At 34.0% G+C, this 13853-nt stretch carries 11 protein-coding genes and 1 riboswitch; of the genes, 3 read left to right on the plus strand and 8 right to left on the minus strand.

The features are described 5' to 3' along the window. Positions 1–70: 70 nt before the first annotated feature. From nheB to AABL52_RS17720, 3 genes are all read right to left on the minus strand, one after another. Complete coding sequence (gene nheB, locus AABL52_RS17710; protein ID WP_097843440.1) at positions 71–1279, minus strand: non-hemolytic enterotoxin NHE subunit B; 1209 nt, start codon at positions 1277–1279, stop codon at positions 71–73. Between the two features lie 31 nt (positions 1280–1310). Beyond that, positions 1311–2471 carry a non-hemolytic enterotoxin NHE subunit A gene (nheA, locus tag AABL52_RS17715; RefSeq protein ID WP_341518077.1) on the minus strand — a complete coding sequence of 387 codons (1161 nt, stop codon included), beginning with the start codon at positions 2469–2471 and terminating at the stop codon, positions 1311–1313. A 602-nt stretch (positions 2472–3073) separates the two neighbouring features. After that, a complete protein-coding gene (locus tag AABL52_RS17720) occupies positions 3074–4900 on the minus strand; it encodes an APC family permease (protein ID WP_098258293.1) in 1827 nt (608 codons plus the stop codon). Between the two features lie 144 nt (positions 4901–5044). Then, positions 5045–5191, minus strand: a riboswitch (cyclic di-AMP (ydaO/yuaA leader). Between the two features lie 139 nt (positions 5192–5330). Here AABL52_RS17720 and AABL52_RS17725 point away from each other — a divergent pair. Further along, a complete protein-coding gene (locus AABL52_RS17725) occupies positions 5331–5459 on the plus strand; it encodes a hypothetical protein (RefSeq protein ID WP_257192073.1) in 129 nt (42 codons plus the stop codon). Between the two features lie 55 nt (positions 5460–5514). Here the strand turns inward: AABL52_RS17725 and panE are convergent, their stop codons facing one another. Beyond that, positions 5515–6459 (minus strand): 2-dehydropantoate 2-reductase, encoded by a 945-nt coding sequence (panE, locus tag AABL52_RS17730; protein ID WP_340420770.1) that lies wholly within the window; start codon positions 6457–6459, stop codon positions 5515–5517. Positions 6460–6633: 174 nt separating this feature from the next. On the opposite strand from panE, the gene AABL52_RS17735 reads away from it, so the two are divergent. Then, a complete protein-coding gene (locus tag AABL52_RS17735; RefSeq protein ID WP_341518078.1) occupies positions 6634–8109 on the plus strand; it encodes a hypothetical protein in 1476 nt (491 codons plus the stop codon). A 190-nt stretch (positions 8110–8299) separates the two neighbouring features. Here the strand turns inward: AABL52_RS17735 and AABL52_RS17740 are convergent, their stop codons facing one another. Then, complete coding sequence (locus AABL52_RS17740; RefSeq protein ID WP_341518079.1) at positions 8300–9259, minus strand: rhodanese-related sulfurtransferase; 960 nt, start codon at positions 9257–9259, stop codon at positions 8300–8302. Positions 9260–9734: 475 nt separating this feature from the next. On the opposite strand from AABL52_RS17740, the gene AABL52_RS17745 reads away from it, so the two are divergent. Beyond that, entirely contained in the window at positions 9735–11030 is a 1296-nt protein-coding gene (locus tag AABL52_RS17745) for an Nramp family divalent metal transporter (protein WP_341518080.1), read from the plus strand. Here the strand turns inward: AABL52_RS17745 and AABL52_RS17750 are convergent. From AABL52_RS17750 to AABL52_RS17760, 3 genes are all read right to left on the minus strand, one after another. Beyond that, a complete protein-coding gene (locus AABL52_RS17750) occupies positions 10987–11928 on the minus strand; it encodes a M23 family metallopeptidase (RefSeq protein WP_341518081.1) in 942 nt (313 codons plus the stop codon). The two genes, AABL52_RS17745 and AABL52_RS17750, sit on opposite strands and share 44 nt — an antisense overlap. Before the next feature lie 81 nt (positions 11929–12009). Continuing rightward, entirely contained in the window at positions 12010–13077 is a 1068-nt protein-coding gene (locus tag AABL52_RS17755) for a sensor histidine kinase (RefSeq protein WP_341518082.1), read from the minus strand. After that, on the minus strand, positions 13067–13765 hold the full coding sequence (locus tag AABL52_RS17760; protein WP_341518083.1) for a response regulator transcription factor: 699 nt from the start codon (positions 13763–13765) through the stop codon (positions 13067–13069). The genes AABL52_RS17755 and AABL52_RS17760 overlap by 11 nt, the downstream gene beginning before the upstream one ends. Positions 13766–13853 lie beyond the last annotated feature (88 nt).

A 13853-nucleotide genomic window follows, 5' to 3' on the forward strand; every position in this document is an offset into this window, starting at 1 on the left:
TCCTGCTCACAACTGAACAGGAGCTTCAAATCTTTCATCAATACGTAACGCTCTAACGATTCATATTTGATTAAGCCTTTTTCGTATCTACTACTTTAATATCTTCCGCATAAATCTTTTCTGCATAGTCTTTAATATTTTTCCAACTATCTTTCGCAATGTTTAAATCTTCTTTAATGAAAACAAGATCATTTGGACTAATTGAATCTACATTTTGAAGTAAAGAATTGTATTTTGATCCCATTGTATACCATTGGTTTGAAATGTTTTGCAACGCTGTAATTGCAGTATCAATTGTATTTGTTAAATACTCCGTTTGTGTTTTAATATTTGTTAATCCCGCTACTTCTAATTGAGCAGTTGTAACTTGTCCTGTTATTTTTTGAATTTCAGCTTGTGCATTATCAAGTTCTTTCTTCGCTAATACGATACCAGCTGTACCACCACCTACAGCTGCTGCACCACCTGCGATTAACGCGACTCCTAGCGGCGTTCCTGCCCCTGTAGCAATAACTACTGCACCACCGATAATTGCAATTGGCCCTAGTGCTGTCGCAACTGATGAACCGATAATAATTGCATTATATTTACTAATTGCTTCATTGTACGTTGTGATTTGATTTTGCAGAAGCGGAATTCCAGCATCTTGACTAGCTAAAATAGATGTAATTTGATTCGCATCTCCCTTGAAGTTTTGTGTATCTGACGTCATTTTATTTCGGAATTTCTTCAAGTCTTCTACTAACTGATCTACTTGCGCTTTATTTTCATTAATACTACTTGATAATCTAGTTAACCCTTTCGTAAGGGTTGCTTTATCTTTTGCATCAACCGCAGCAACTAAAGTATCATAATAGTTTTGGAATTTCGTATTGTAGTTAATGATATTTTGATTCGTTGAAATAAGCTGTGGCTTTAATACATCTAACCACTGTTTTGCATTTCCTCTAGCTGTATCTTGGTGCTGAATCACTTTTCCTTTTAAAGCAGTATCAACAGACGATACATTACCAAAGTTAACATTACCTTGTTTAATAATTGTTAAAGCGTACAAATCCATTACTAAAGCGTTTGAACCCGTTCTTTCCATTGCATCTTTTAAGCCTTCTGGTCCTAATGAGTATTCTTCATAGTCATTATAAGCTTTTGCTACCGCATGAATTGGAGCTTGTTTCACTGTACTTTCAGCTGCATACGTATGAGCCGGCATAATATTTCCTGCTGCAAATACTGCCATAAGTGCTGATAGAGCCATTACTTTATAAGGTTTTTTTGTCATTTGTCTTCTCTCCCTATATCGTTACTTATTTTTAATGTACTTCAACGTTTGTAACGTAATCTTCAAATTGATTCGTTTGTTTATTCATTTCATCACTTACTTTTTTAATTTGGTTGAAATGTTTTGGTAGTAAACTACTGTCTGTATATGTGCCTTCCTCAATATTCTTTTGAATTTGGAACATATTATTGTTTAAAACTTTCCAATCCGTTAATAACGTTTCTAAAGTTGAGATTTGGCGATCAATTAGTTCTGTAAAGCTACTTACTTGATCTTCAACGAATGTAATTTGTGTTGCCTCTGCTTCAGTTTGTGATAACTTTTGAATAAGTGGCAATAGCTCTTTTTGCTTTTGCTGAATGCGAAGAGCTGCTTCTCTCGTTTGACTATCGGCAGCATTTACAATTTCATTACTTAAAGTACCGATAGAAACGAAATCAATTGTTTTCGTTTGTGCAGTTTGATTTGTAATTGTAAATACTTGTTTACCGATATTAATAGAACCTTTAATAATTTCTTGCGGTCTATTCAAAATAGTAGTTAGTTCAGCTTGTATTTCCCCTTGAATTCTTTTAATATCTTCTCTTAACTTCACAATATCTCCACTTGATCCTTGCAGTGTTTTTATTGCTTCATCGGCTTTAATTGATAAGTTGCTACTATCTTTATCTAATACCGTTTTAAATCGATTTAACTCTAATAAATCTTGCTCCATACTCTCTTGGATACTTTGTACTTGCAGTTGTAATTTTCCATATGCACTTGTAAAATCTGCTTTTGCTTGTTCATCTTCATTTACGTTTCCTGCTAGTTCATAGAGCTTACTATAATAACTATTAAATCTAGTACTATATCTCATCATCTCTTGATTTAAGTCAATTAGCTTCGGATTATATTCATCAATCCACTCTCTTACATTTGCCTTTGCAAACTTTTGATGATTCGTCAAACTACTCATCGCGTTCACCTTAATGTCTGGCTGTTGTAAAATCACTAGTCCATATGCTTGTATAAGTGGTGACTGTGATCCTAACATTCTAATTGAATTAGATAATGTATTTGGAGCAATTACATTTTGTGCATATACTGTTTTCACTTCTGTTTGCCCCTCCTTAGCGTAAGCGCTTACAGGAATGAAGCAACTCGTAGATACTGCCGTAACCAATAACCCTGTAATTAAAGTCTTTTTCACTTTAACTCCTCCTATGTATTAGTAACTATTACTATCGCATTTTATTATTCTATTTTCTTACACATAATTTGAGATGGTTAAAATAGAGAACGTTCTCACCGCGATCCATGTATGAACCACCTCTCTCAACTTTTATTGCTACAGTACTTACTTATTGTTATAAAACATTTCATAACTTTTCATATGTGGTTAGTATGAATAAGGTTGTATAAAATTTCTCTTTTACCACAATTCCCACATTCGTACAGTGAATATATTACACAGAAATATTATTCATTTTAAATATTTTTCGTACAGAAGTATGAAATTTCGTTTTGTTTTCATATAAGTTTTGTACTGTAAGGTCATTTAAACACAGCTATTTATACAACGTAAAGAAGTATTTTCATTCCCTTTATTTTCAAGCTTTCATGTCCTTATTTCAAAATATAATCCAATTCACTATTTCAATTGAAATATCCATATATCACAACAAAAACTCCTACTTATTCGCGGATACAAAAATTATATTAATATATTTTTTGGACTCATATGCAATTATGCATAGTGTATACACAAAAAGGATAGCTTCACTTTCATGAAGCTATCCTTAAAAAACCTTCTTACTTTTTCAAATGATATGGAACTGTCGTAATAACAACATTTCTTTTATAGAGTAAATACGCACGAATGAGTAAACTAGATTGATTATGGAGAATATTATGCCAACCTTTTTTCGGAATGAACTGTGGTATAACGACCGTAACTCGGTAATTTGATTCACTCGCTTTATATTGCACTGTATCAATAAACTTTGTTAGCGGTTGAAGAATACTTCTATAATGCGAATGCAATGTAACAAGTCTTACTTCAGGTTGCCACTTCTTCCATTTCTCTTCGAATTTCTTTTCCTCTTCTCTGTCAAAAGCAACATATACAGCGATAACTTGATCTGCAGAAAGAGACTTTGCATAGTTCAACGAATTTTCTACCACATGTGTCATACCAGCCACAGGAACGACAATTACATTTCCTTCAATCGGAACAATTCTCTCACAAGTTTTTAAACTTAATTGATCGCCTACTGCATCATAATGCTTCTTAATTCGGTGGAACAGGAATATGATTGCAGGTAAGAAAATAAGGATCGACCAAACTTGTGCGAATTTAGTTAAAAAGAACATACTCATTACGATAAAACTAATGACTGCTCCAATTAAATTGACCGTTAATCTCAAAGCCCATCCTTCAGGTTTTTCACGAAGCCATTTTAATACCATACCCGTTTGAGAAAGGGTAAACGGAATAAATACACCTACTGCGTATAACGGAATTAAATGTTCCGTTTGTCCTTGGAAAGCTACAATTAAAATAATCGATGCGATTCCAAGTATAATAATTCCGTTTGAGTATCCTAGTCGGTCTCCTCTAATCATAAACATTCTCGGTATAAACTTGTCTTTTGCAAGGTTGACTGCTAATAGTGGAAATGCAGAATAACCTGTATTAGCAGCAAGAATTAATATTAAAGCAGTTGTACCTTGTATGAAATAGTACATGAAATTACGTCCAAAAGTTTGTTCAGCAATTTGTGAAACAACCGTTACTTCTTTACTTGGATTAATTCCGTAATAATAAGCTAAAAAGACAATTCCTGAAAATAAAACGGCAAGTAATGCACCCATTGCAAGCAATGTTTTCGCTGCATTGTTTGGTGCAGGATCTTTAAAGTTTGGAATTGCGTTGGAGATCGCCTCAACACCTGTTAAAGCAGAGCTTCCTGAAGCAAATGCTCGTAGCAGTAAGAACAAACTAATTCCTGCAACTGGTGTTCCAATTGGCGTGTGTAATGTCGGTGAAACTTGACCAGTTATAATATTATAAATACCTACACCAATTAATATAAATAGTGCTAGAACAAATAAATAAACAGGATATGCTAAAACGGAAGCCGATTCCGTTACCCCTCTTAAATTTAAAATAGTAATAAATATAACAAATATAATCGCAATGATTACATTATGTGCATGTAAACTAGGAAAAGCTGATGTAAGCGCATCTGTACCTGCTGATACACTTACTGCAACAGTTAAAATATAATCGACTAATAAAGACCCTCCAGCTATTAACCCCGGATTCATCCCTAAATTTTCTTTTGATACAACATACGCTCCTCCGCCATGCGGATAAGCGAAAATAATTTGTCGATAAGATAAAATAAGAGCAGTTAATAACACTAATACCCCAACAGCTATCGGAATGGAATACCAATAAGCTATTGCCCCAAGACCTGCTAATGCAATTAAAATTTGCTCCGGTCCGTATGCAACCGATGACAATGCGTCAGAAGATAATATGGCTAACGCCTTCGTTTTATTAAGCTTTTGCTCTCCTAACTCAGTTGATTTTAACGGCCTTCCAATTAAAAACTTTTTGATAGATGAAACCACTGCTGTCCACTCTCCAATAATTTTGTACGAACTTTTCTGCTAGTTACAGCCGATAAACGATTTCTTCAGAAAACAAAAAATGTCTACAAGCCATAACGAAATAGACTTGTAGACATTATATTTTTTGTCGCACAAGCTCCACCTTCCTTCTCAATATAACGCTTACGAGGTTAGCTGTCGGATTCGGGCCTATGAGTAGCCCTACCTTTTTCAAGGATTCACCCCATTGGATTAAGAACTAATCCATAAGAACGGGTCCCCCGTACCATGCGGTTTCAGCGATTTAGAAAATTGAAACTGTGGATTATAATACTCCTTTATTTTCAAAATGTAAACAAAAATTTTTAAAAAGAAAAAATTTAAATGATTGCGCATAATCCGCCGGTAAATATACATAATGAATACTAAAAAATTGATAAAGGAGACCCATATGTCTAAAGAAAAGAAGCCTATTTTTTCCGATTCCTATTTAGATGCATTAGCAAATGAAATTAATCAATTATACGGTAAACGTGAACAGGAAATAGATTTGACAGATAGAACGAAAAGAAATAAATAAGTTGTCATAAAAAAAGAAAGCAATACACTTATATATTGCTTTCTTTTTTATTTTTTCATACATCCAATTCTATTGCTGATTTATTAAGGTGCATTTCTTCATACACTTTCAAATTTTGATATACTGCCCCTAATAATGGTGCTTCTATAGAAAACTGTTCTGCTACATCTAGTAAGTATCCTTGTAAATGCTTCCCTTCAATGGACGAACCTTTTTCCATATCACGCTGCATCGATGACTTCATATCATACGAAATTTTATCAATCGTTTTCATATGTTCTTGGGCAATACTATCCTTTACCGGAGCTCCTAATGCCCTCATGATTTGTACAGATTCCTCAAATAAATTTCGGATGAAATCACGTCCACCTTCACTCTCACGAATTGGACCGATTGGCGCACGCATTAATGTTGTCACACCTGACATTACAGTAATAAATAAATATTTATGCCACATATCTTGCGTAATGTTTTCACTTAAAACAAAACTAGATTTCGTACCTGCAAATGCTTTAGAAATATGCTTTATCCTCTCTGAATCTTGAAGCTTCATTTCTCCAAAGACAAGTCTGTTGGCAGCACTCGTTTGTACAATTTCTCCTTGATCGTTTAACGTCGTCTCGATAAAACATAAACCGCCAATTACTTTTTCTTCGCCGAATTCCTTTTGTAATAGTAATACATGAGCGATACCATTTAACAATGGAATAATGACAGTATTTTCACCTACAAACGGCTTCAAATCTTGAATTGCCTCGTTTAAGTGATACGCTTTTGTTGAAAATAAAATGACATCAAATGGAGCAGTTCGGTCTTCCTTCGTTATTAATTTCGGTTGGAAGGAAAAATCCCCATTCACACTACGAATAACAAGTCCCGTTTCCTCTAATTGCTGTTTTCTTTTACTGCGGACAAGAAACGTAACATCTTCTCCTTTTTCGACTAATCGCCCTCCAAAAAAGCCTCCGACGCCACCAGCTCCTAATACTAAAATACGCATACAACATCCCCCTTTTCAAAATACAGTTTTATAACATTTCGTATACATAACATTATACATGTCCCCTACTAAATAAGCTGAATTTTCATTCTTAATCAAGTATAAAACAGTGGTTATTTTCAAATAAATTTGGGCATGTTGTTTTTATAGCATATATGAAAGGAAACAATGTAAATGGAGGCAATACAAACAATCGAGGAAAAAGATGTAACAACAGCTATATTTCAATTCATATTCCCGTTTTCTTTTAAAACTGGATATGAACAAAATATGTTCCCTTTCTTACAGAAAAATGATTTTCGCCCTTTTCGACTCGATCATCTTGAAAATGAAAATACATACTACGGAAAGTTTCAAGTTTCACATCAAAATATGGAAGCATACTATCTTTCATTTACCAATAAAATACTATTCCCTCACTCAGAGCATCAAAAAGGATTGCAACGCTATTCTAAAGACCTGAACTTAACTGGACACTTAACAACAAATCTTATTTCCGTTCCCTTCAAGATTCATTCTATTGACGTAACACTTTGTCCTTATGAGCTTGGCTTCTTAACAATTCGGACAGAAGTAGAAACCGCTCCAACCATGACATTATCAAAAGCAATCGAATTCGCCGCCCGCTTCCGAGTACTTGAAACTAAAAATGATACAAACGAGACTATTTGTATTGAATGTAATGGAAAACAATATTCACAAGTGGAAAAACTTATATTCGGTGATTTATTTCATGGTGTAACAGACTTCTTTGAGAAAAAGAGATTGCGGAGTTCTTACTTTCAAACATTCCCCTTCTTTGAGGATCAACGAATGTATGTACAAACTTTATTATCCATAAACAAAAAGTCCGACCTTCATGTAATCGATGTATACCGAGCTTCCAGTCTTTCCGGATTAACAGACGATGGCAAGCCCTATATTAGCGCAAATAATCTTCCTTATATTCAAGATTATTTAATAAAACATTCTTATCAAAGGTGGGCTCCTAATCGCTACTTTGTTATGGAAGAACACATTTTCACATGTATAACAAACGAGGGTGAACACGAATTTGCTAAACTTGCTAGTCAAATGTACGGGGAGTTTTATTACGCCTTGTTATTAAATCTATTTCATAAAGTTGTTTTATTAAAAATGGCAAACGCTTATGCCGAGTTAAATATTGAACAAGATACAAATGAAATAGAAAAATTAATTTATTCAATCAATTCATTTACAGCGAATTACTTTTCTTTAGAGCTAGTATCCCAATCACAGAGTGAAGATATTTTCTTCCGCTTAAGAAATCTATTTAACATTGAAGTACTATACTCAAATGCAAAACAAAATCTTGATAGTTTATTTAAATATCAAGAAAATGTCGCTTCTAAAAAAGATAGCCTTTTACTATTAATTTTAACGCTCTACTCTGTAGTAGGCCAAATGTTAGGATTTACAATGATTGACCTTTTAAGAAACACCGATTCAAACAAAATATCGTCACCACTGGAATTTTTCGCACTTTTAATAGCAATTAGCGGTATCGTCATTTCACTCATTTTAGGTGCGCAAAGTTTATACCAATGGAGCCTACAACATAAACGAAGAAAAGCATGGGTAAAACAAACTGTTCTTTCTGCTGTGAAAGAGAAAGATGATAAGAAGTAACGAAGACTATTTTCAAATTTCAAATACGTGGCAGGATTCAGTAAATGAAATTATTATGAGCGATTTTCCGATTATATCGGCGCAACTCAAAATATATCGACTTACCGACAAAAATTAACAAAAGAAAAACTACATAGAAAAAGTACTCCAAATTAAAACTTGGAGTACTTTTTTATTACACTAATTCAGCTTACTTCCCTGCTTCAATTTTCTCTAATGCAGCAGCTACTTGCTCTTCCGTTAATTCATGTTGTATTACGTAGCGGTTACGTGAGCTTACACGACATTCATGAGAACATGCACGTAAATATTTCGCTTCGTTTTCTTCAGAACATAAAATCTTCTTATTACATTCTGGATTTGAACAGTTTACATAGCGCTCACAAGGTTCACCTGAGAAGTGGTCTTTACCAACGATAACATGTTCTTTTTGGTTTACTGGTACAGCGATACGCTCATCGAATACGTAACATTGTCCGTCCCAAAGCTCACCTTGTACTTCTGGGTCTTTTCCGTAAGTTACAATACCGCCGTGAAGCTGACTTACATCCTCATAACCTTCACGAACTAACCAACCAGAAAACTTCTCACAACGAATTCCGCCTGTGCAATACGTTAAAATCTTTTTACCTTCAAGTGTTTCTTTGTTTTCTCTGATCCAATCTGGTAATTCACGGAATGATTCAATATCTGGTTTGATCGCACCTTTAAAGTGTCCTAAATCAAACTCATAATCATTTCGTGCATCAATAATAACTGTATCTTCTTGTTTCATTGCCTCATAAAAATCTTTTGGCTCTAAATACTTCCCAGTTATTTCGTGTGGGTTAATGTCATCTTCTAGACGAAGTGTAACTAACTCTGGACGAGGACGTACGTGCATTTTCTTGAATGCATGCCCTTCTTCTTCATCTATTTTAAATACGATACCGTCAAAACGTGGATCGTTGTTCATTGCTTCCATGTATTTCTCTGTTTGCTCTACAGTACCAGAACAAGTTCCGTTAATTCCTTCTTTTGCTACAAGAATTCTACCTTTTAATTCAAGTGAATTACAAAATGCTAAATGCTCTGCCGCGAATTCTTCTGGGTTTTCAATTGTTGTGTACATGTAATATAGTAATACTCTATATGGTTTTGTAGTTGCCAATGTATTTCTACCACCTATCTAATTTTTAAAATCATGTATAAGTTAACGTTCATATCAAAACATATATAATAAGAAAATGAATCCATTTTCTACTCTTTATACTATTTTCTATCAGTTAACAAAAATAAAAAACAAGATTACACACCAAAACCCTGTGGTTATGTTGTAATCCCAATATATTATATATCATACAAATGCAATTCCATCAATTAATATGCTGTATTATGGGCTTTTTGTTCACATAAATTTCAAAAATAGCCCTTTAATTCATTATGTTTCCCCACGTCATCACACCATAAACTCCCAATTTTTTATTACACGACACCATCCATTGCAGCAAGGCATATAATTTGCACTAAGGAAACATTTATGTTCAAATAAAAATATCATCTAATACATCTAAATGTATTGAAATAAACAATAAGAATACTTACAATAATTTCATCAAGTTAACATTTCAAAGGGGAAAACGACTATGAATAAAGATATATCAAAAGATGAACAAGTCCCTTCTCAAAGTACAACTGTTCAATCCGCACACTTAGCTTTAAGTGGCGAAACGAAAGGCTGGAAACGACTGTTACCGTTTTTAGGACCCGCTTTTATCGCATCCGTAGCTTATATTGACCCTGGTAACTTTGCTACAAATATCGCTGCTGGTTCACAATACGGATATTTACTATTATGGGTTATATTCGCTTCTAACTTAATGGCAGTATTAATTCAAACTTTATCAGCTAAATTAGGAATTGCTACAGGAAATAATTTACCTGAAATAGCTCGCGAGCACTTTCCAAAACCTGTGTCTATCGGCTTATGGATACAAGGTGAACTCGTTATTATGGCTACAGATTTAGCTGAATTTATCGGGGCAGCACTCGGATTGTATTTATTATTTGGAATTCCTATGTTACCAGCTGCTTTAATTACAGCAGTCGGATCATTTATTATCCTTGAGTTTCAACGCAGAGGATTTCGCCCACTAGAAGCTATTATTACAGGGATGATTTTTATTGTAGTAATAGCATTTGGGATTCAAGTTTTTTATGCAAAACCAGAATTTAGTCCCCTTCTTTCAGGACTATTGATTCCGAAATTCCAAGGTGTAAACAGTATATTACTTGCAGCAGGGATATTAGGCGCAACAGTTATGCCACATGCAATCTATTTACATTCTGCATTGACACAACGCCGCGTGGTTGGAACAACTGATGAACAAAAGAAAAAGATTTTCCGTTTCGAATTTATTGATATCATTATCGCAATGGTTATCGCTGGAGCAATTAATGCGAGTATGTTAATTGTTGCTGCTGCACTATTCTTTAAAAATGGCTTGCATGTTGAAGACCTTGATGTTGCTTTTAATCAGTTCAGTACTTTAGTCGGTCCAGTATCGGCTGCTTTATTTGGAATTGGGCTCTTATCCGCAGGACTATCTAGCTCCTCTGTCGGTACAATGTCAGGTGATATTATTATGCAAGGTTTCATTCGAATGCATATTCCGTTATACTTACGCCGCTTTATTACAATGATTCCACCATTAGTTATTATCGCTTTAGGTGTAAATCCAACTTACGCTCTAGTCATGAGCCAAGTCGTCTTATCATTCGGTATTGCCTTTGCATTAGTACCTCTTATTATGTTTACAAGCAATAAAAAAATTATGGGTGCACTCGTTAACCACCGCATAACAACCTTTATCGCTTGGATCATTGCTGCACTTGTTATCATTTTAAATATTTTCTTACTGTATCAAACATTTGTAGGGTAATGAAAAAAGGTATTCCAATAAAACTGGAATACCTTTTTTCATTGCCATTTATGTATGTACCTCTTTCTGGCATTATCGCACCTTTCTCAGTTCGAAAGTAAAGTGGTAATCCTTCCGAAAAAAACATGCTCACCTTGGATGGATCCTGCCTTTGATGATGAATATGTAAATGCGGCTCACTTGAACTTCCGGAGTTACCGACTTGAGCAAGAACCTCTCCTTCATTTACATGTTGTCCTTCCCTCACTTTAATTGATCCTTTTTTTAAATGGGCAAGAATCAAAAATGTCCCTGATTCATCTAGTCGTAAATAAATATGATTCCCCGCCATTGACTGAAAATCATCCTCTCCTGGAACTACATCTTTTTCATCATTATTGATAGATACAACTGTTCCAGAAGCTGGTGCCATCACTTTCGCTCCATATATTCCATAATCCCCTAAATTACTACTTTTCACTTCAGCAGGCGGAATAAGAATATCATACGCCCATCGTTCATTTGGTTTTATAACATGATAGTTCGTTTCTAATCCATCACCGCCCCAGCCCACTAATGCTCGTTCATTCAAAGGAAAGCGAACGACTGCTTTAGGACTCATAGATTGTACATCTGCTGGGTAAGCAAGTCCCCCTATATTAGCAAACCATCCTAAAGGCCAAGCTCCAATTATAGAGAAAAGAACGATGAAGAGTATTGTTCTATCTATTCGCTTTCTGAAAATGCCTTCCCACAAAAATAGTAATACTGATCCTATCAAAATAAAGATTGATACTAAGCTAAAAGCTTGTAAACCCCACCAAACAATGACTGATATAAAGCCTTTAGCTAAATAAACTACACTCCAACTTATAATTAAAAACGCAACTAAAATTACTAATACATATTTCTTCCACATGCTGTATCCCCCCCTCATATCTTTGTTCTACATGATACGAAGTGAAAATTACGACATATAAAAGAAATACTTACGATTTTCTTACAATTCTTTATAATGCGGTAAAACAATGGTGAAAACAGTTTCTTTCTCGTTACTGCACACAGTGATATCCCCGTTATGAAGCTCTGCTATACTTCTCGCAATTGCAAGTCCCATTCCTTTTCCACCCGTATGAGAGCTACGTGATTTTTCACCACGATAAAACTTCTCAAAAACGTAAGGAAGGTTCTCATTCAGAATACATTGTCCAAAATTTTTAATTTCTATTTCTACATTCTTGTCTCTTTTAGAAATTTGAATCAAAATCTGTTTTCCGTCTTTCCCATAAATAATACTATTACTAATTACATTTTCGAACAGCCTCACCATAAGCGCTACATCCATTTCCACATGTAACTCCTTATCCCCATTAATACAAAAGCTCATATCGGCATCATCTAGTTGTGGTACAAAATCAATCATGATTTGTTCAATGAACGCTTTCATATTTACTACACTTTTATGTAATTCAATCTCCCTATAATTTATTTGACAATACTCTAATAAATCATCTACTTGATTTTTTAATTCATAACTTTTTCGCTTTAATATACTTACATACTGTTCACATTCTTCTCTATTTGAATGAAGCTGATTTCCTAACAGGTCCGCATAACCGATTAGAGATGTTACAGGTGTTCGTAAGTCATGAGAAATATTACTAATCATTTCAGTTTTCATTTCCTGCGATTTTTTTTCATTTTCGATAGACTCTTTTAAACTTTTAGCCATTCTATTAACATTCGCTGCTAATTCACCAATCTCGTCATTTTTCGAAATAGGTATATGTATTTCCAAATTACCATTACTTATTTCTTTCAAGTTCTTATTTATTTCAGATAACCTTTTCATCATTGTTTTTGTCATGAATGCAAAGTATATTGTAGTTAAAATTAAAAAAGCTATTACATATAAAAGTGAATATTTTTCCTCTAACGCAGTAACATGACTATATATATTTCCAATTACAATTTGAAACGCTATTATACTTACAGTTGCTAACAGAATGCTACATATGAATGTGATAAAAAACTTAGTTCTAATGCCTTGTAATGATTTAATCTTCAATTTTATATCCGACTCCCCAAACATTTTGAATAAACTTCGGCTCTTTTGGATTCTCTTCAATTTTATTTCTTAATCTTGCAATATGAACCATTACTGTATTATTACTTTCATAGGCCCTTTCTTTCCAAACGCTCTCATATATTTCTTCAATAGTGAACACACGATTCTTTGCAGCGGCCATTAAGTACAAAATATCATATTCAGTTCTCGTAAGATTGATTGTTTCTCCATATAACATTACTGTTCTAGACACTTCATCTATTTCTAAACCTCTAATGTTTATTTTCTTTTCTATTTCTTGGACAGCATTTTGATTAAAATATGTATACCTTCTTAATTGAACTTTCACCCTCGCTATAAATTCAATTGTACTGAACGGCTTCACAATATAATCATCTGCTCCAGTACTAAATCCTATTACCTTATCTACGTCCGATGATTTTGCGCTTAAAAACATAATTGGTAAACTATGTTTCTCTCTAATCCTTCTACACAATTCTATTCCATCCATTTGTGGCATCATAATATCCAAAATAGCAAGTTGAATTCTGTTATTATTTATAATTTCTAAAGCCTCTTCTCCATTATGAGCACTAAAAACTTTAAAACCTTCTTGCATTAAATTCGCGTTCACAAATCGAACAATATCTTGATCATCATCTACAATTAAAATTGAATTTTTCTCCATATACAAACCTCTTTTTGAAATATATTCCACAATCAATTTTATCACAAATCATAACCATGCTGCCCTCTTGAATAATCTTTATTTTCAG

Origin of the sequence: Bacillus paramobilis (genome assembly GCF_038096195.1) — a bacterium.
In the GTDB taxonomy this organism is placed as follows: Bacteria; Bacillota; Bacilli; order Bacillales; family Bacillaceae_G; genus Bacillus_A; species Bacillus_A mobilis.